At 73.2% G+C, this 17,765-nt stretch carries 16 protein-coding genes; 7 read left to right on the top strand and 9 right to left on the bottom strand.

Annotation, left to right across the window (positions count from 1 at the left end; genetic code table 11):
* Nucleotides 1–119: 119 nt before the first annotated feature.
* The 3 genes from ACGGAQ_RS29745 to ACGGAQ_RS29735 form a co-directional block, all read right to left on the bottom strand.
* Nucleotides 120–1,268, bottom strand: coding sequence for an ice-binding family protein (locus ACGGAQ_RS29745; protein WP_393054893.1), 1,149 nt, complete (start codon nucleotides 1,266–1,268; stop codon nucleotides 120–122).
* A gap of 376 nt (nucleotides 1,269–1,644) precedes the next feature.
* On the bottom strand, nucleotides 1,645–2,376 hold the full coding sequence (locus ACGGAQ_RS29740; protein ID WP_393054891.1) for a VOC family protein: 732 nt from the start codon (nucleotides 2,374–2,376) through the stop codon (nucleotides 1,645–1,647).
* A gap of 9 nt (nucleotides 2,377–2,385) precedes the next feature.
* Entirely contained in the window at nucleotides 2,386–2,946 is a 561-nt protein-coding gene (locus ACGGAQ_RS29735; protein ID WP_393054889.1) for a CGNR zinc finger domain-containing protein, read from the bottom strand.
* Nucleotides 2,947–3,071: 125 nt separating this feature from the next.
* Here ACGGAQ_RS29735 and ACGGAQ_RS29730 point away from each other — a divergent pair, with 125 nt between their 5' ends.
* Together ACGGAQ_RS29730 and ACGGAQ_RS29725 are read left to right on the top strand one after the other, a co-directional pair.
* Nucleotides 3,072–4,064 carry a LacI family DNA-binding transcriptional regulator gene (locus ACGGAQ_RS29730; RefSeq protein ID WP_393054887.1) on the top strand — a complete coding sequence of 331 codons (993 nt, stop codon included), beginning with the start codon at nucleotides 3,072–3,074 and terminating at the stop codon, nucleotides 4,062–4,064.
* Nucleotides 4,065–4,127: 63 nt separating this feature from the next.
* A complete protein-coding gene (locus ACGGAQ_RS29725) occupies nucleotides 4,128–4,667 on the top strand; it encodes a GNAT family N-acetyltransferase (protein WP_393054885.1) in 540 nt (179 codons plus the stop codon).
* Between the two features lie 90 nt (nucleotides 4,668–4,757).
* Here the strand turns inward: ACGGAQ_RS29725 and ACGGAQ_RS29720 are convergent, their stop codons facing one another.
* On the bottom strand, nucleotides 4,758–6,206 hold the full coding sequence (locus tag ACGGAQ_RS29720) for a M20/M25/M40 family metallo-hydrolase (protein ID WP_393054883.1): 1,449 nt from the start codon (nucleotides 6,204–6,206) through the stop codon (nucleotides 4,758–4,760).
* 119 nt (nucleotides 6,207–6,325) lie between these two features.
* Here ACGGAQ_RS29720 and ACGGAQ_RS29715 point away from each other — a divergent pair, with 119 nt between their 5' ends.
* Together ACGGAQ_RS29715 and ACGGAQ_RS29710 are read left to right on the top strand one after the other, a co-directional pair.
* A complete protein-coding gene (locus ACGGAQ_RS29715; protein WP_393054881.1) occupies nucleotides 6,326–8,479 on the top strand; it encodes a glycogen debranching N-terminal domain-containing protein in 2,154 nt (717 codons plus the stop codon).
* 54 nt (nucleotides 8,480–8,533) lie between these two features.
* A complete protein-coding gene (locus tag ACGGAQ_RS29710) occupies nucleotides 8,534–9,835 on the top strand; it encodes an NAD(P)/FAD-dependent oxidoreductase (protein ID WP_393054879.1) in 1,302 nt (433 codons plus the stop codon).
* Nucleotides 9,836–9,858: 23 nt separating this feature from the next.
* Here ACGGAQ_RS29710 and ACGGAQ_RS29705 read toward each other — a convergent pair whose 3' ends face one another.
* From ACGGAQ_RS29705 to ACGGAQ_RS29695, 3 genes are all read right to left on the bottom strand, one after another.
* Nucleotides 9,859–10,980 carry an AI-2E family transporter gene (locus ACGGAQ_RS29705; protein WP_393054877.1) on the bottom strand — a complete coding sequence of 374 codons (1,122 nt, stop codon included), beginning with the start codon at nucleotides 10,978–10,980 and terminating at the stop codon, nucleotides 9,859–9,861.
* A 317-nt stretch (nucleotides 10,981–11,297) separates the two neighbouring features.
* Nucleotides 11,298–12,080, bottom strand: a complete 783-nt coding sequence (locus ACGGAQ_RS29700; protein ID WP_393054875.1) for a spermidine synthase — start codon at nucleotides 12,078–12,080, stop codon at nucleotides 11,298–11,300.
* Nucleotides 12,081–12,279: 199 nt separating this feature from the next.
* Nucleotides 12,280–13,254 (bottom strand): DUF2267 domain-containing protein, encoded by a 975-nt coding sequence (locus ACGGAQ_RS29695; protein WP_354861681.1) that lies wholly within the window; start codon nucleotides 13,252–13,254, stop codon nucleotides 12,280–12,282.
* Nucleotides 13,255–13,454: 200 nt separating this feature from the next.
* Between ACGGAQ_RS29695 and ACGGAQ_RS29690 the strand changes: the two genes are divergently transcribed.
* Complete coding sequence (locus ACGGAQ_RS29690; RefSeq protein WP_393054873.1) at nucleotides 13,455–13,769, top strand: hypothetical protein; 315 nt, start codon at nucleotides 13,455–13,457, stop codon at nucleotides 13,767–13,769.
* 94 nt (nucleotides 13,770–13,863) lie between these two features.
* Here ACGGAQ_RS29690 and ACGGAQ_RS29685 read toward each other — a convergent pair whose 3' ends face one another.
* A complete protein-coding gene (locus tag ACGGAQ_RS29685; RefSeq protein WP_393054871.1) occupies nucleotides 13,864–14,208 on the bottom strand; it encodes an STAS domain-containing protein in 345 nt (114 codons plus the stop codon).
* A gap of 58 nt (nucleotides 14,209–14,266) precedes the next feature.
* Nucleotides 14,267–14,593, bottom strand: a complete 327-nt coding sequence (locus ACGGAQ_RS29680; RefSeq protein WP_393054869.1) for an STAS domain-containing protein — start codon at nucleotides 14,591–14,593, stop codon at nucleotides 14,267–14,269.
* 280 nt (nucleotides 14,594–14,873) lie between these two features.
* Here ACGGAQ_RS29680 and ACGGAQ_RS29675 point away from each other — a divergent pair, with 280 nt between their 5' ends.
* Together ACGGAQ_RS29675 and ACGGAQ_RS29670 are read left to right on the top strand one after the other, a co-directional pair.
* The gene (locus ACGGAQ_RS29675) at nucleotides 14,874–16,634 is read left to right on the top strand and encodes a PP2C family protein-serine/threonine phosphatase (protein WP_393054867.1); all 1,761 of its coding nucleotides are present in this window, start codon (nucleotides 14,874–14,876) and stop codon (nucleotides 16,632–16,634) included.
* A complete protein-coding gene (locus ACGGAQ_RS29670) occupies nucleotides 16,631–17,677 on the top strand; it encodes a B12-binding domain-containing protein (RefSeq protein WP_393054865.1) in 1,047 nt (348 codons plus the stop codon). Before ACGGAQ_RS29675 ends, ACGGAQ_RS29670 begins: the two co-directional genes overlap by 4 nt.
* Nucleotides 17,678–17,765: the final 88 nt, after the last annotated feature.

Raw genomic sequence — 17,765 nt, 5'->3', positions numbered from 1 at the left:
CCGGCCGGGGCGCTGTGTATTCCCCCCCGCCCAGCCAAAACCGGCGGGCGGCCCCCCCGGGGGGGGGGCGGGCCCCCACGACGTGAGGTGGCCCGGCCGGGATCCGGCCGGGCCACCGATCAGGACTCCAGGCGTCTACGCCGGGCAAGGAAGAACGCGACCGCGCCCAGGACGACCATCACACCTCCGACGCCGGTCATGGCCGGGACCACACTGCCGCCGGTGACCGGCAGGATGGGTTGCTTGCCGCCACCACCAGGTCTGCCGGGTGCTCCGGGGCTGCCAGGTGCGCCGGGCGCTCCGGGGGGTCCGGATGGACCAGGTGCGCCGGGGCTGCCGGGTGCGCCCGGACTACCGGGTGCGCCGGGGCTGCCGGGTGCGCCCGGACTACCGGGTGCTCCCGGACTACCGGGTGCGCCGGGGCTGCCGGGTGCTCCCGGACTACCGGGTGCGCCGGGGCTGCCGGGTGCGCCGGGGCTGCCGGGTGCGCCGGGGCTGCCGGGTGCGCCGGGGCTGCCGGGTGCTCCAGGGCTGCCGGGCGGGCCGGACGGGCCGGGTGGACCGGTGGGCCCGGGTGGGCCGGTCGGTCCGGGCGGGCCCGTCGGCCCGGCGCAGATCGGTGCGGTGATGACGTTGGTGTCGAGGGTTACGGCGGCGGTGCGCGCCAGCGCGCGGCCCTGGAGGGTCGCGCCCGTGGCCATCGTGATCGCGGCCTGAGCCATGATGGTGCCCACGAAGGTGGTGCCGGTGCCGATCGTCGCCGAGCTGCCGATCTTCCAGAACACGTTGCAGGCCGACGCCCCGTTGGTCAGGACGACGCTGCTGTTCGACGCCGTCGTCAGCGAGGAGTCGACCTGGAAGATGAACACGGCCGATGGGTCGCCCTGGCCGTTGAGCGTTAACGCTCCGGTCAGTTGGGCGGCCCCGATCCGGTAGACCCCTTCGTTGAGTGTGTTGCCACCCAGCTCCGCCGGGAGGTTGGTGAACGGGGTCCGGCCGGCGGCGTCGTTGAAGGCGATGGTCAGGTCGCTCTGAGCTTGGAGCGCGACCGCGTCGCCGAGGTGCACCTCCCCGCCGATGGTGGCCGTTCCAAAGCCGGACGCGGTGTTCCCGGGGAACCGCCCAAGGCTCTGGGCCAGGAAGCTGGGGCCGGTGTTGGTGGGCTCCGCTCCGGCGAGGACGGAGAAGTCGGCCGCCGTCCCCAGGTTGACCGGTGCTTCCTGAGCGTTTGCAGCGGTCGAGCTGAAGAGCAACAGGCTGGCTGCCACCGTGGCAGCTGCGCCAGCCGCGAGCGACGGCAGGACCACCCGCCGCCGTAGCCAATTCTTGGGTTTAGCTGTCACAGAACACCCTCCGTGGGTACTACCCGCAGGAGACGTCAAACGAGCGGCATCCTGCGTGATACGGCCTGAATGGCGCCGATGAAGCGCGCTGACCACCACATCACGTCAGGTGTTCCAATGGGGGCAAATCGGGACAATAGCCCAAGTCTATCTATCTGAATCAGGCTGACATTCACATTCGCATTCGCCGGTTCTGGGAGTAGCGGGCGGGTGCGTAGCCCGAACAACCGAGCGGATCTCGGGCCTAGGGCGGCCAGGGCGCGTGCCACCCGGCGCGCCGCGCCGATGACGAGGGTGTGGGTCAGCTCGGCGTGAGGAGGCAGAACTCGTTGCCCTCCGGATCGGCGAGGACGGTCCACGGGATATCGCTGTCGCCCAGGTCGACGGCGGTGGCCCCGAGAGACCGCAGTCTGGCCGCCTCGGCCTCCAGGTCGTCACCCGGGTAGGGGCGGACGTCGAGATGGACGCGGTTCCACACCGTCTTCACGTCGGGAGTGCGGAGAAACTGCAGATAGGGACCCACGCCCTTGGTCGAGCGCAGCACCGCGCTGTCCTCGGTCACCTTGTGCACGGTCCAGTCCATGGCCTCGCCCCAGAAGCGGGCCATGACTCGCGGATCCGCGCAGTCGACGACCACCGAGGCGATCGGGCCGGTCTCGTCGTAGAGCGAGTCCAGCACGCAGAACTCGTTGCCCTCCGGGTCGGCCATGACCGTCCACGGCACGTCACCCTGGCCCACGTTGGCGAGCGTCGCGCCGAGACCCTTCAGTCGCGCCACCACCTCCGCCTGGTGGGCCGCCGAGGTGGTGGCCAGGTCGACGTGCACGCGGTTCTTCACCGTCTTGGGTTCCGGGGAGACGACGAGGTCGACGCAGACGGCGACGGGGTCGGGGTAGACGAAGCCCTCGGGTTCGAGGTTGGTGACACCGGGGCCCTCGCTGGAGATTCCCCAGCCGAGCGCCTTCGCCCAGAAACCGCCCAGGGCGGAGTCGTCCCGAGCCTTCATGTTGATCTGTACCAGCCGCGTTGCCATGCCGAGATGCTATGCGGACGCACGGCCGGTGCGAACGGCGTACGCCCGCTTCATCTTGATGTAATTCCCGCAGCCGGCCATCGAGCACCAGCGGCGGGCCTGGTTGCGGGACGCGTCGTAGTACGCCCAGCGGCACGTGTCCCGTGCGCAGACCTTGAGCCGCCGCCAGGAGCCGTCCACATCGCACTGACGGATGGCGTCGACCAGCCCGGCCACCGCCTCGTCGAGCGGCGCGCCGTTGACGGCGACCAGACGGTGACCGTCGGCCGTGAAGCGTGGCGCGACGGGCGTCGCCGCCAGGGCCTGGTTGAGGCGATCGAGCGCGGCGGGGTCGCCGAGGTGGCCGGCGTGCCCGAGCAGCACGGCGCGCAGGCCCTCCCGGATCGTCACGGCCGCGTCGAGGTCGGCCGGCCCGAGGTGTACGCCGGCCGGCAGCAGCCGCCGCTCGACGAACCAGTCGCGCAGCCGCTCCGGGCTGGTCAGCGTCTCGTCGTCGATCTGCGGCTCGACGGTGTTAACGAAATCCCGCAGCAGCCGGGCGGCGGCCGGCACCGCGCTGTCGTCGTCCACCGATCACCCCTCTCGCACCACACCACCGTAGCGCCTTGACAGGTGTGAAAACGCCTGCGAGGTTCGGAACTACACCGGCAAAGTCATTTCGCCGGTGTGAAGACGGAACGGGGGAGGGCGGGGCGGTGGCTTCCACGCTCAAGGACGTGGCGGGGCTCGCCGGGGTGTCGGTGAAGACCGTCTCCAACGTGGTCAACGGCTATCCCCACGTGAGCACCGACGTCCGGCGCCGGGTCGAGGCCGCCATCGCCCAGCTGCGCTACCGACCGAACGCGTTCGCCCGGACCCTGCGGACCGGACGCACCGGCGTCCTCGCCCTGGTCCTGCCCGACGTCGACCTGCCGTACGGCGACGACCTTGCCCGCGAGGTCGTGCACGCGGCGGGGCGTCGGGGCTACCGGGTCGTCATCGAGCACGAGGGTGCCTCGCCGGACCCGGACGAGGGCCGGTCGATGCCCGTGGACGGCGTGCTGGTCGGTGCGCCGGGCGACCTGGCTCCGGCGCTGACCGCCGCGGGTCGACCCGTCGTGCTGGTCGGGGGCGCGGCCCGCGACCCGCGGTGCGACCAGATCCGCGTCGACGTCGCCGGAGCGGCCGAGGACGCGACTGCCCACCTGCTGCGCACCGGCCGACGGCGGATCGCCGCGATCGGCGCGTACCCCCCGGGGTCTGTCGGTGTGCCGCGGCCGGGCACGGCCGGCTATCACCGGGCGCTGCGGGGTGCCGGGTTGACGCCCGCGCCCGGTCATCTGCTGCCCGGCCGGCACCACCTCCGGGCCGACGGCTACCACGCGGCCCGCGACCTGTTCGCGGGCCCGGACCGCCCGGACGCGATCTTCTGCTTCTCCGACCCCCTGGCGATCGGCGCGATGCGAGCCGCCTTCGACGCCGGGCTGCGCGTCCCCGCCGACGTCGCCGTGATCGGTATGGGCGACATCGAGGAGGGTCGCTACTCCCGGCCCACGCTCAGCACGGTCGCCGTGGACACCGGCTTTCTCGCCCGGGAGGCCGTGGCCCGCCTCGCGGCGCGGATCGGCGAGCCCGACGCCGCGACCGCCGAGATCGTCGCGCCACACACGGTGCTGCCCCGGGAGAGCACCGACGTCCCGACGCGCTGACCGGAGGCTCGGGTGGCGGCCCGGTTGGACAACGGCCGCGCCGGTCGGTCAGAGTGGTCCGCCGTGAGATACCTGCGCAGCGGTGGTCCCGCCGCGATCCGGCGACCCCGACCCACCGACGTCGACGAGTTCGTGGCGGCCGTCCGGCGCAGCCGGGACCTGCACCACCCGTGGCTGGCCGCGCCGGCGACCCCGCAGGAGTACGACAGCTACCTGCGCCGCATCCGTCGCCGGGACAGCGCCGGCTACCTGATCTGCGACCGGGCCAGCGGCGCGATCGCCGGCTACGTGAACATCAGCGGCATCGTGCTGGGCGCGCTGCGCGGCGGTTACCTGGGGTACGCGGCGTTCGAGCCGTACAGCGGCACCGGGCACGCCTCGGCGGGCGTCGCGCTGGTGATCGACCACGCGTTCACGACCGCCGGCCTGCACCGCCTGGAGGCGAACATCCAGCCGGGCAACGAACCGTCGCGGCGGGTGGCCCGCAAGCTCGGCTTCCGCCTGGAAGGCTTCTCCCCGGACTACCTGTTCATCGACGGCGCGTGGCGCGACCACGAACGCTGGGCCATAACCGCCCCCGCCCCCACCCCACCTCCCGCGTGATCAAGAGGTTCGCGTCACCGACACCGGCGTGTCGTGACGCAAACCTCTTGATCAACAGCGCGGGACGTGGGGGAGCGTGGGGGAGCGCGGTCAGCTGCCGGGGCGGGGGAAGGCTACCGGGCTGCGGAGGCCGGCTCGGTTGACCGCGCGGATGCCGAAGAAGACGTTGTCCTTGGACAGGTCGATGCTGACCTCGGTGACGTCTCCGACTCCGATCACCCGCTGCCACTCGGCGGCAGTGGTCTCGCGCCACACCACCTCGTAGCCGGCCAGGTCCGGCTCGTCGCCGCGCTGCCAGCGCAGGGTCGTGTTGTTGGTCAGGTCGGTGGTCACGATGATCGCGCCCTTGGGCGTGCCGGGCGCCTGGGCCAGTGACCACAGCGCCGCGCCGTTGACCCTCGCCACCCGGGCGATGTACCCGAAGTCGCAGAACTCGGGCAGGTCACCGAACTGCTGGCCGTCCTGCACGCGGACGTCCTGGTGCTGGTGGGCGAAGTCCTCGTTCGGCTCGGTGAACCGCGCCGCCGGCCAGCCCTCGCGCAGGAACGAGATGTGGTCGCTGCCGCGCAGGTAGCGGTCCCGCCGGTAGATCACCCGCACCCGCATGCCGGTCGCGTCGTTCTCCGCCACGTCCCGGACGAACCGGGCGAGCTGCCGCGACGGTGAGTCGTTCTCCCCGCCGACGGACTGCCGGCTGGTCGCCTCCGCCGGTGTCTCGGCGGTCGGCACCCCCTCGGCGAACAGCCGCACCGCGTACGGGTCGCGGGTGCCGTCGTCGGCGGTGCTGCTGCCCACGATGTCGTCGCTGAACATCCCCTGCACGTCTGCGCCGGCCGCCTTGAGCTGAGCGGCCAGGTACGCCGAGCCGTACAGGCCCTGCTCCTCGGCGGCGACCGCGGCGAAGACGACAGTGGCGGCCGTGGGCCGGGTGGCCATCAGTCGGGCCAGCTCCAGCACCACGGCCACGCCGGACGCGTCGTCGTCGGCGCCGGGCGCGTCGCTGACGGCGTCCATCACGTCGGTGGCCCGGGAGTCGTAGTGGCCGGTCACGACGTAGGTGCGGTTCGGCGAGGTCACCCCGCGCAGGGTGGCCACCACGTTGGTGATCCGGGTCGCGGTGGGGATCCGCGAGGCGGGCTGCTGCACGTACGACTGGAGTTCGACTGTCATCCGGCCGCCGGAAGTGGCCGCGTACTCCTGGAGGCGGGCGTGGATCCAGTCCCGGGCGGCGCCGATGCCCCGCTCGGGGTCGTCCTGGCTGGAGAGGGTGTGCCGGGTGCCGAACGCGGCCAGCCGGCGCACGATCGCCTCGATGCGGCGTGGGTCGACCTGGCGCAGCAACTCGCGCAGCTCGCGCTCGGGACGCTGCGCGCGGGCCGGGCGCCCGGGGCCGGCGGGGACGGCGTCAGCGGCCGCGGGCGCGGCCAGAGAGGGCACCGCGACGGTGGCGGCGGTCGCCGCGGTGGCGGCGGCGGAGGCGGACAGGAAGGTGCGGCGGGTCGGCCTCGTGGGCCGCGCGCCGGTGTCGTCTGATCCCATTCCGGCATCCTGCCCATCGATAATGATGTTTGTCCATATCGTTAGGCGTGAATGGTGGTGGAGCTTTCACCCGGACCGGGTGATGACACCCGGTGGCCGTCGTTCCTACGGTGGGTGTCATGGCAGTCGTGCGCGCGACCCCGGCCAACCCGACCGTGGGCGTGGCTTCCGGGACGGGGGTGAGCGGCGACCAGCGGGCGATGCCGCCCGAGTTGGGCCCCGAGTCGCTCGCCGTGCTCAGCGGCCCCACGTTCCTGTACTCCGACGCGCGCGGCGACGTGCCGCCGGGCAGCATCGGCGGGCTCGTGCACCTGGACACCCGCCTGATCAGCGGCTGGACGCTCACCGTCAACGGCGGTGAGCTGCTGGTGTTGCGGGCCGAAACCCTCGAGCACTACTCCGCGCAGTACGTGCTCACCAACCCGGAGCTGCCCGGGCTGCCGCCGAACAGTCTCGCCATCCGGCGGTTGCGCTACGTCGGCGACGGCTTCCACGAGCGACTGGAGCTGGTGTCGTACCAGGCCGAGCCGGTCCGGGTGGAACTGCGGCTGGCGGTGTCCGTCGACTTCGCCGACCTGTTCGAGGTCAAGTCGGTGGCCCGGGACCGCTCCGCGCAGATCCGCCGCGACCATGCCGCCGACGGCTCCGAGCTGGTCTTCTCCTACCGCAACGGAGACTTCGCCGCCGAGACCCGGGTGCGCTGCGCGACGCCGGCGGACCGGATCGAGGGTGACGAGCTGGTGTGGGACCTGCACTTGCGTCCGCGCGAGAACTGGCGGGTGGACCTGCACGTGCCGCTGCCGCCGGGTCTGGGCGTGGTCGAGCCGGTGCGGGGCGACATCGTCGACGTCATCCACGGCCGGGTCGACGACCCGCTGCGCCGGTGGGCCGAGGACCGGGCGGTGCTGCGCAGCGACAGCCAGGCGCTGGAGCGCACCGCACGCCAGTCGCGCGACGACCTGGCGGCGTTGCGGCTCGACCTGGAGGTCAAGGGCCAGCGGATCCTGCTGCCCGGCGCGGGACTGCCCTGGTTCCTCACCGTCTTCGGGCGGGACACCCTGATCACCGCGTACCAGACGTTGGTGGCCGGGCCGGAGCTGGCGAAGGGGGCGCTGCTCGCGCTCGCCCGACTGCAGGGCGAAGCCTGTGACGACTTCACCGACGAGGAGCCCGGCAAGATCCTGCACGAGGTCCGCAGCGGCGAACTGACCCGTATCGGCCAGAAGCCCTACGGCCCCTACTACGGCACCGCCGACGCCACCCAGCTCTGGCTGATCCTGCTCTCCGAGTACTGGCGCTGGACCGGCGACGACGAGACCGTCCGGCACCTGCACGACAACGCGCTGGCCGCGCTGCGCTGGATCGACGAGTACGGCGACCGCGACGGCGACGGCTACGTGGAGTACGCCACCCGCTCCCCGGAGGGGCTGGGCAACCAGTGCTGGCGGGACTCGCCGGACGGCATCTGCTTCGCCGACGGGCGCATCCCGGTGCTGCCGCTCGCGACCGCCGACATCCAGGGCTACACCTACGACGCGAAGGTGCGGCTGGCCGAGCTGCTCGACGGCCCGCTGGGCAACCCCACCCTGGCGGCACGGCTGCGCGACGAGGCCGGCACCCTGTACGAGCGGTTCAACCGGGACTTCTGGATCGACGAGCGGGGCGGCTACTACGCGGTCGCCCTCGACGGCGACAAGAACCTGGTCGACTCCAAGACGTCAAGCATGGGTCACCTGCTGTGGAGCGGGATCGTGCCGCAGGCGCGGGCCGACGCGGTGGTGCGCCAACTCATGTCACCCGACATGTTCTCCGGCTGGGGCATCCGGACGCTGTCCGCCGAGGAACGCCTCTACCGGCCCCTCGGCTACCACACGGGCACGGTCTGGCCACACGACAACTCGCTGATCGCGCTCGGCCTGGTCCGCTACGGCTACCGGGCGGAGGCCAACCGGATCAGCCTGGCGATGATCGACGCGGCCGAGCAGTTCGGTCACCGGCTGCCCGAGGCGCTCAGCGGGTCCGACCGGCAACGGCTGCTGTTCGCCGTCCCGTATCCCACCGCGTGCAGCCCGCAGGCGTGGGCGGCCGGCGCGCCGCTGGCGCTGGTCCGCGCGGTGCTGGGGCTCAACCCGGTCGAGGGTCGGCTCGTGCTCGACCCGGCGGTTCCACCGGAATTCGGCCGGATCTCGGCCGACCGGGTGCGGGCCTTCGGCCAAAAGTGGGGTCTGGAGGCGGTGGGCTCCAGCGCTCACGTCTGGCTCGAGCAGAGCTGACAGCGTGCCTGCGCTTCGACGTTTGTCCCGGGCTGCGACGGGAAACGGCCCGCAATGACGAAACCTCGTGTGGTGATCGTGGGGGCCGGGTTCGCCGGTTACCACGCGGCGAAGACGTTGAGCCGGATCGCCCGGGACCGGGCCGAGATCGTGGTGCTGAACTCCACCGACTACTTCCTGTACCTGCCGCTGCTGCCCGAGGTGGCGGCCGGGGTGGTCGAGCCCGGGCGCATCGCGGTGCCGCTGACCGGGACCCTCAAGGGCGTCCGGGTGGTGATCGGCGAGGCGGATCACGTCGACCTGCAGAACCGCTGGGTCGGCTTCACCCAGCCCGAGGGGGAGAAGAACCGCCTGGCGTACGACCGGCTGGTGCTCGCCGTGGGCAGCGTCAACAAGCTGCTGCCCATCCCGGGTGTCACCGAGTACGCGCACGGCTTCCGCGGCCTGCCCGAGGCCGTCTACCTGCACGACCACATCGTCCGCCAGGTGGAGCTGGCCGAGCAGGCCGAGGACCCGGCGGAGCAGCAGGCCCGCGCCACGTTCGTGGTCGTCGGGGCGGGCTACACCGGCACCGAGGTCGCCGCGCACGGGCAGCTGTTCACCGACGCGCTGCACGCGCAGCGGCCCCGGCTGACCGTCCGGCCCCGCTGGATGTTGCTCGACGTCGCCCCCCGGGTGCTGCCCGAGCTGGACGAGCGGATGTCCGTCACCTCGCACAAGGTGCTCAACCGGCGCGGGGTCGACGTGCGGATGGGCACGTCGGTGGCCGAGGCGACCTGCGACGGCGTCAAGCTCACCGACGGCGAGTACGTCCCGACCTGCTCACTGGTGTGGTGCGTGGGGGTGCGGCCGGACCCGTTCGTCAACGAGCTGGGCCTGCGCACCGAGAAGGGCCGGCTGGTCACCGACGAGTTCCTCAACGTCCCCGGCTACCCGGAGGTCTTCGCCTGCGGCGACGCCGCCGCCGTGCCCGACCTGACCCACCCCGGTCAGGTCTGCGCCATGACGGCCCAGCACGCGCAGCGGCAGGGCAAGCTCGTCGCGCACAACATCGCCGCGTCGTACGGCTTCGGCCGGCGCAAGCCGTACAAGCACCAGGATCTGGGTTGGGTGGTCGACCTGGGCGGCAAGGACGCGGCCGCGAACCCGTTGCACGTCAACCTGTCCGGGCTGCCGGCCAAGGCGGTCACCCGGGCGTACCACCTGATGGCGATGCCGGGCAACCGCGCCCGCGTCGGGGCCGACTGGGTGCTCGACGCCGCGCTATCCCGCTCGGCCGTGCAGTTGGGGTTGGTCCCGGCGAACGCGGTCCCGCTGGAGAGCACGTCGCCGGAGGTCGCGGTGCGCGGCCGCTGAGCGGAACCCGTCGAACCGGCCGGTCAGCCCCGCGAGGTGGCGGGACCGGCCGGTCCACGTGGTGGCACGGCCGGCGGGGGCGGTTCGCCGGGGTCCGCCGGTGGGGGCGGGTTCAGCCGTCGTGGCCCGTACTCGCGCAGCAGGATCTGGACGATGCCGGCGGCTGGGATGGCCAGCAGCGCGCCGAGCAAGCCGGCCAGCTCCGCCGCGAGCAGCACGCTCAGCAGCACGGTCAACGGGTTGAGCCGCACCGCGCGCGACAGGATGAGCGGCTGGAGCAGATGGTTCTCGACCTGCTGGTAGACGACGAAGAAGGCGAGCACGATGATGCCAGCGGTGGGGGAGTGCAGGAACCCGGCGCCGGCGGCGATCACCGCGCCGATCGTCGCGCCCACCAGTGGTATCAGGTCGGTCACCGCCACCAGCAGGGCGATCACGCCCGCGTACGGCACCCCGGTCAGGGTCAGCACCAGGAAGGTCAACACCCCGCAGATCACGCTGATCAGCAGGTTGCCGGTGAGGTAGCCGGTGACCGTCCGCGACATCTCCCGGCCGACCCGGCGCAGTCGCTCGCCCGCACCGTCCCCGGCCGCCGCGAGGACGCTGCCGATGATCCGCGGCGACTCCAACACCATGAGGTACGCCAGCACGATGACCGTGACCAGCCCCGCGACCGTCTCCAGGACACCGCGCACCACGCCCACGGCGGGTTGCCGCAGCCGGGTGCCGGCGTCGCGCAGCTGGTCGGAGTGCTCGCTGACGTAGCGTCGTGCCCCGGTGCGTTCCAGGAGCTGACCCACCGGGCCGCGCCCGGCGCGCGCGTCGCGCAACAGCTCGGGTCCCCGATCGGCGAACCGGCCCAGCTCGTCGAGCAGCGGCACCAGGATGACCGTCGCGAGGACCGCCAGCACGACGAACGCGGCGAGGAACACGAGCAGCGTGGCCACCGCCCGCCGCCGCACGAACCGGCGTTGCAGCCAGTCCACCGACGGCTTGAGAGCGACCGCGAAGAAGGCGGCCACCACGGCCCAGACCAGCACCCGGCGGGTCGCGTACACGAAGGCCAGCGCGAGCGCGGTCGCCAGCACCAGACCGATCACGATCAGGGCCCGGCGGGCGGTGGCCCGATTGTCGGCGTTGCTCACCCGCCGGGCCTTCCCCGCGCGGACCGTCGGAAACCCGGCAATGCGGACGCGAAGTCCGGCCCTAGGCGAATAAGACGCTCCTGATTCAAGCTGGGGCTGGGGCTGGGGCTGGGGCTGGGGCTGCGGTGAAGGGCGGGGCGTCATCCGCCTTGCTGCCCGTGGGGGCGGATGTGCTGTTGAGCGGTATACCTCAGAGGTATGAATATGACTCTGAGGTATACCGCTTACCACCGCGTCCGCCCCCGCGGAGGTGACCGAGGGTCACCGCCGGCCGCCGGCTGCGCCCACCGCCCCAGCAAAGGTCAGGAATTATTCGTCTAGGCGTCGCTGTCGGTGAACGGATGGGCGCCGGCGACGAACGTGTCGAGCGCGGCGGCGTGCAGCAGCCCGCCGGGGATCGGGTCGCGCAGGGCCGCCGCCGCGAGCCGGCCGACCGGCAGACCGCCGGGGCGGTGCGTCGCGGCGAGCACCAGGTTGCCGTAGCGCCGGCCGCGCAGCATCCGGCGGTCCCCGAACACGCAGACGTCGCCGAAGACCGCCCGCAGCGTCGCCACCTGCACCCGGGTGCCGACCAGTGGCGGCAGGTCCGTGACGTTGACCAGATAGAGCCCGCCGGGGCGCAGGGCCCGGGCCACCTCGGCCGCGAACTCCGCGCTGCGTACGTGGCGGGGCATTCGGGCGGCCCGGTAGATGTCGGCGATCACCAGGTCGTACGCGCCGGGCGCGGCGGCCGCGACCGCGTCCCGGGCGTCGCCGACCTCGACCCGCACCTCGGGCGGCAGCGGCGGCAGTTCCCGGGCGACCAACTCGACCACTGCCGGGTCCCGCTCGACGACCCGCTGCGGAGAGCCCGGCCGGGTCGCGGCGAGCCAGCGCGGCAGCGTCAACGCGCCGCCGCCGAGGTGCAGCACGCTCAGCGGTACGCCCGCCGGTGCGGCAAGCTCCACGGCCGAGGCGATCCGCCGGACGTACTCGAAGTGCAGGTGCCGGGGATCCTCGACATCCACGTACGACTGCTCGACGCCGGCGGAGAGCAGCGTCCGTCCGGTTCGGCGGACCGGATCGGCGACCAGCTCCAACCGGTCGGCGGCACGCTTCATGACGGCACGCTAACCGAGCGGCTCACGGGCCCGAACCGCCGGTAGGCGGACGGGCCGCATACCGCGCCCGACGCGGCGGACGGGCCGCGTACCGCGCCCGACGCGGCGGACGGGCCGCGTACCGCGCCGGGCGCGGCCGACGGGCCGGCGGCGCGGGAGGTACCCGCGTCCACCGGCCCGCGTGCGCCGTCTGCGGCGGTCAGCCGCTGGCCATCCCGGCCCCCACCTCGTCGATGGCGTCGTCGATCGAGTGGGCGAGGTCCACGTCGAGCGCGGTCACCCCGTCGGCCTGGTTGGTGCGCACGGTCAGCACGGCGGCCGTGCCGCCCGGTCGCCCGATGCTCGGGCCACGCCCGGTCTCCTCGCGCAGCCGGTCCAGCCGGGCGAGCACCCGGTCCAGGTTGTCCGGCGGCAGCGCGATCACGCGGTACAGGCCGGTACTGTCTCCGGCCCAGTACGGCAGGTCGTCCAGCGCCGCCCGGAGCTGGGCCTCGTCCAGCGTGGGTGTGGTGGTGGAGGCGCCCACGATGCCACCGCCGGCCGCTGGCGGGTTCAGCAGCTCCCGCAGGCCGTCGGGGACGTGCAGGGACTCGACCAGGTCGCCGTCCTGGTCGGCGAGCGCGGCGAGCGTCGCCTCGGCCTGGTAGCGGGCCTGCTCCGGCGAATTTCCGCTGATCCGGCCCACCTCGGCCAGGAAGCCGGGCAGGTCCCGGTGCCGCTTGATGCCGTCGACGGGCAGGACGTCGTGCAGCGAGTTCGGCACGGCGGCGAGCAGTCGTTGCCGCTCCGCCGCGTCCAGCGCGAAGGCCAGCACCAGCACGGTCGCCTCGGCGCCCACCTTGGCCGTCGAGAAGTCGACGCCGGAGCGGCGCCGAACGTCGTCGACCAGGTCGTGGTAGCCCACGCTGTTCACCCCGGCCGCGCCGCCGGGTGGCGGCTGCGGGCGCGGATTGTCCGCGGTGCCCCTCGACGGCGGGGCCGGTCCACCGCGCGTGGTGTCCGGCTTGTGCCGTCCGGCCGGCGCTGGGCCGGTCCGCTTGCCCTGGTCCAGGCTGGTGAGCTGCTTGGAGGCGCTCAGGCTGGCGCCGAACTGACTGGGCTGGCTGCCCTGTTCGCGGGCCTGCCGGGCCAGCGCCCGGCGCCGCTGGTTGTCGCCCTCCATCTGCTTGCGCATGGTGACGCCCCTTCCGCTGGGGATCGATCCTGCGCCCGTCGCGTTCCCGCCGCCCGGGAGCCGAAACGGACGCCGCCGGCCGGGTAGGGCTCAGCGTCGGCCAGGCTTCATCCGGCCGGGGTGAGGGGTGCTCACCCGTGCGGCCCGCAGGATCGGGGCAGGACCACAGTTCTTCCGAGGTACGCGGAAGGAAGGTCGTCATGAAACGGATCGTCGAGATCGTTCCCGCTCGACCTGGCTGGTACGCCCGGTGGCAAACCGCGCCCGACGCCACCCGGTGCTACCCGGTGAGCCTGTGGGCGTTGCTGGAGGAAGCCGACGGAACCGGCCGGGAAGTGGTCGGGATGGACTGCATCGGCCAGTGGCCGGGTGCGGACGACAACGAGGCCGGTGGGGAGTTTGTCCGCTACCTGTACCAGACGCCCGACTCGGGGGAACCCGACGACATCGAACCTCCGTCGGCCATCGAACTGCGCGACGCTGGCCCCCGGCTCCAGCCGATGACCGCGCCCTAGACATTTCTCCGGCCCCCGACCCCAGGTCCCAGGGTCGGGGGCCACCCCCCTTTTTTTCCAAAGATGGTGACCCGGCGGTGGTTGGGTGCGTCCGTCAGCCCAGGGCGCGCAGATTGGCGCCGTCGCCGGCGACGGCGTTCTCCACGGCCAGCAGCTCGGTGAGCCCGGTGCGGTCCAGCATCTGCTGGAGTTGTGCGCCAACCCCGGTCAGCCGGATCGCCCCGACGCCCCGGCGCACCATCAGCAGGGCGCTGAGGCCCGACGAGTCGCAGAGGCCGACCCCGGCCAGGTCGATCGTCACGTGCTGCTCGCCGTGCAGCTCAGCCGCGGCGGCGACCAACTCCGGAGCGGAGTCGTAGTCCAACTCGCCGGTCAGCCGCAGCCGGACGTGACCGGCGTCGAGCCGGGTCACCTCAATGGTCAACAGCTGGTGGGACATTCCGCCATTTTCCCAGTCCAGCAGCGGAACGCAAACCGCAGGGCCGCGAGCCGCCGGGTCACGCGCTGGCGGCGGACTGCTGCGAGCTGGGGCCGAGCGTCCGGGTCGCCGGCAGCGGCCGGTCGAGCAGCGCCGCCACCCCGGTGATGTCCAGGATCGTCGCCAGGAAGCGCGGGACCGCCCGCAGTCGCAGCGTCGTGCCGACCTCCTGGCCCTCCCGCCACGCGTGCACGATCACGCCGAGACCGCTGCTGTCGATGAAGACCAGGTCGGCGAAATCCAGCACGATGGCGCGCGGCGCGTCGGCGAGGACCCGGTCGACCTCGGCGCGCACCGGCGCCGCGGTCAGGTACGCCAGTTCGCCGCCCACGCGGATCAGGGGCATGTCGGGATCGGACCGATCGACGGACATGCTCAGCTGGGTCGCTTCGGGGCCCCGCCCTTCCGATGGCACGATCACGCCTTTCCGCACGCGGCGGTTCCAGCCGGTGCGAAGGGATCGTAACAACCGTCGGCCGGGTCCGCCCGGTACGCGACCGAGGGCCCGCGACCTGCCGTGGGATGCCGGTCGCGGCGGACCGGCGTAGGGTGGCCGGAGAGATTTGACCACAGACGCCGGTTCTGCGTGCGGGTTCGGGTGGACGACAAGGAGTGAGGCTCAGCTGGTGACTGCTTCCGACGTCAGGGACACCGACGACGGACGGATCTCCACGCCGAGCACCACACGGGCGCCGGCGTGGTCCGCCGACGCGCCGTCCTGGCCGGGCACCGCGCTGCCGCCGCTGGCCCCCGACCGTGATCGGGCCGCGCCCGACTGGCCCGAGGTCGTCGAGCACTTCCGCGAGGGCCTGGTGGTCTGCGACGCCGACGGCGTCGTCCGACACGTCAGCCCGGTGGCCGAGCGGTTGCTGCCCGAGGTGGTCCCCGGTGTTTCGCTGGCCGCGTCCAGCGTTCCGGGTCTGGGCGAGGCGAGCCCCGGAGGCTTCACCCACCACGGCCGTCGGCTCACCGCCCGCCAGGTGCCCCTCTCCGCCGGTCGCTGCTGCTGGTACGTGGAGGACGTCACCGAGAGCGTCAGCCGTGCCGACGCGCTGCTCGCCGAGCGGGCCCGCTCGGCGTTCCTGGCCGTGGTCGGCGACAAGCTGGGCAACCCGCTGCACCCGGACCGGGCCGCCGCGGCGGTCGTCCGCCTCGCCGTGCCGACCCTCGCCGAGGTGGCCGTGCTGGTGCTGGCGCCGCGCGTGGGCCGGGCCCGGTGGTGGCGGGCCACCCGGGCCGACGACGAGACGCCGACGGTCGACAGCGGCGTGCTCGCCGGCCCCGCCCTGCCGACCGCGATCGCCGAAGGGCTGACCGGGGTCGAGCCGCACGCTCTCGACTGGCTGGTGGAGCAGGCGGTCGACGCCGGCTGGCTGCCCGGCCTCACGGGCGCCGACAGCGTCGCCCGGGTCGTTCCGTTGCCCGGCCGGGACGCCCCCGCCGGGGTGCTGCTTGTCGCCCGCCGCTCCAGCCGGTGGTACGACGAGGACGACGTCGGGTTGATTCGTGCCTTCGCGGCCCGGGCCGGCGCGGCGCTGACCACCGCTCTGCTCTACCGCGACCAGGCCGAGGTCGCCGACACCCTGCAGGCCAGCCTGCTGCCGGTCGAGCCGACCGAGGCCCCCGGTGTGCAGTGGGGCACCGCGTACCGCCCGGCCCAGGCGGGGCTGCGGATCGGCGGCGACTTCTACGGTTCGCACCGGCTCGCCGACGGCGGTTGCGTGTTCTTTCTCGGCGACGTCTCGGGCAAGGGCGTCGAGGCGGCGGTCTTCACCGGCCAGCTCCGCCAGTGCCTCCAGGCGCTGCACCGGGTCGAGTCGCACCCCGGGCGGCTGCTGCGACTGCTCAACGACGCGTTGCTGGAGACGACCCAGGCGCACGGCCAGGGCCGCTTCGCCACCATCGTGCTCGGCGTGGCCCGTCCGCAGCGCGACGGCGGCGTGACCCTCACGATGGCCGGGGGCGGGCACCTGCCGCCGCTGGTGCTGCGTACCTCGGGCGAGGTCGAGTCGGTGCCGCTGCGCGGCATGCTGATCGGGGTGGTGCCCGACCCGCGCGTCGGTGAGGTGACCGTGCGGCTGGCGCCGGGCGAGACCTGCCTGCTCTACAGCGACGGCGTGACCGAGGCCCGCGGGGGCCGCCGCGGCGACGAGCAGTTCGGCACGGAGCGTTTGCTCACGGCCCTGACCGATTGCCAGCGGATGCCGGCGCCGGCCCTGGCCGAACGCGTCGAGCAGGTCACCTGTGACTGGCTGGGGCACGGCGACCACGACGACATCGCGGTGCTGGCGTTGCGCGCGGTCAGCCCGGGCGGGCGAGGCGCGCGGCACCTGCACGCGGTGCCCACGTCGACGAGCGTCACCGAGCAGAGGGAGAGCCCCGCGTGACCGCCCCCGCCACGACAACGGACCTGGCCGACGCCTACCCCGGCTACCTGGCCTGCCTCGGCGAGGCCGACGAGTACGCCGCGGTCGACGTGGCCCTCGGCCTGCTCGACGCGGGCGTACCGCCGGAGCGGGTGCTGCTCGACTTGGTCGCGCCGGCCCAGGCCGAGGTGGGTGAGCGGTGGGCTCGCAACCAGTGGAGCGTGGCCCAGGAGCACGCGGCGACGCACATCAGCGAGCGGGTGGTGGCCGCGGTGGCGACGCACGCCAACCCGCGTCCGACCGGCGGGCGGGTCGTGGTCGCCTGCATGGACGGCGAGTGGCACGCGCTGCCGCCCCGGCTGGTGGCCGAGGTGCTGCGGCTGCGCGGCTGGCAGGTGACCTTCCTCGGGGCCAGCGTGCCGGCGGCGCACCTGGTGTCGTACCTGCACCGGCACGACGCGCAGGCGGTCGCGTTGGCCTGCGCGCTGCCGATGCGGCTGCCGCACGCCCACCGGATGATCGAGGCGTGCCGGCGTTCGGACGTGCCGGTCGTGGTCGGCGGGCGTGGCTTCGGCGCGGACGGCCGGTGGGCGGCCCGGCTCGGCGCGGCCTGGGCGCCGGACGCGCCGGCGGCGGCCGAGTTGATCGCCGACGAGCGGGCGGTACGGCGGGTGCCGGCGGCGCAGCTCGGGCACCTGGCCGACGACGAGTACGCGAGTCTCGTCCGCCGCAGGGGTGAGTTGATCGACAGCGCGCTGACCGACCTGCGCGAACGGGTGCCGGCGACCCGCGCGTACACGGCCGCCCAGCTCGACTCGACGGTGAGCGACCTGGGGCACATCCTGGACTCGCTGGCCGCCTCGCTCTACGTCGACGACGCCTCGCTGTTCACCGAGTTCGTCAGGTGGCTGGTGGAGATCCTGACGAGTCGGGGTGTGCCGGCCAGCGCGGTCGCCCTGACCCTGGAGCACTACACCGCCGTGCTGCGCGACTTCCCCCGCGCGTCGCACGCGCTGGCGCGCAGCCGTGCCGGTTTGGTCCCCGCGTCCCGTTCCGCGGGCTGAGGACGACCCCCGGACGATCACCACGCGCTGCGGACCGTCGTACCCCCCTGCGTATACTTGCCGGACTGCAAACGTCCCACCCACCGGT

This window comes from Micromonospora sp. NPDC047557, from assembly GCF_043205095.1.
Classification (GTDB): Bacteria; Actinomycetota; Actinomycetes; order Mycobacteriales; family Micromonosporaceae; genus Micromonospora.
This window is presented reverse-complemented; position numbering and strand designations above follow the sequence as displayed.

Bases quoted from the DNA above. Each gene is read 5' to 3' on its own strand.
- ACGGAQ_RS29690 (WP_393054873.1), top strand. From the start codon at position 13,455: ATGAAACGGATCGTCGAGATCGTTCCCGCTCGACCTGGCTGGTACGCC.
- ACGGAQ_RS29685 (WP_393054871.1), bottom strand. From the start codon at position 14,208: ATGTCCCACCAGCTGTTGACCATTGAGGTGACCCGGCTCGACGCCGGT.
- ACGGAQ_RS29700 (WP_393054875.1), bottom strand. From the start codon at position 12,080: ATGAAGCGTGCCGCCGACCGGTTGGAGCTGGTCGCCGATCCGGTCCGC.
- ACGGAQ_RS29715 (WP_393054881.1), top strand. From the start codon at position 6,326: ATGGCAGTCGTGCGCGCGACCCCGGCCAACCCGACCGTGGGCGTGGCT.
- ACGGAQ_RS29720 (WP_393054883.1), bottom strand. From the start codon at position 6,206: ATGGGATCAGACGACACCGGCGCGCGGCCCACGAGGCCGACCCGCCGC.
- ACGGAQ_RS29740 (WP_393054891.1), bottom strand. From the start codon at position 2,376: ATGGCAACGCGGCTGGTACAGATCAACATGAAGGCTCGGGACGACTCC.
- ACGGAQ_RS29695 (WP_354861681.1), bottom strand. From the start codon at position 13,254: ATGCGCAAGCAGATGGAGGGCGACAACCAGCGGCGCCGGGCGCTGGCC.
- ACGGAQ_RS29680 (WP_393054869.1), bottom strand. From the start codon at position 14,593: ATGCCCCTGATCCGCGTGGGCGGCGAACTGGCGTACCTGACCGCGGCG.
- ACGGAQ_RS29710 (WP_393054879.1), top strand. From the start codon at position 8,534: ATGACGAAACCTCGTGTGGTGATCGTGGGGGCCGGGTTCGCCGGTTAC.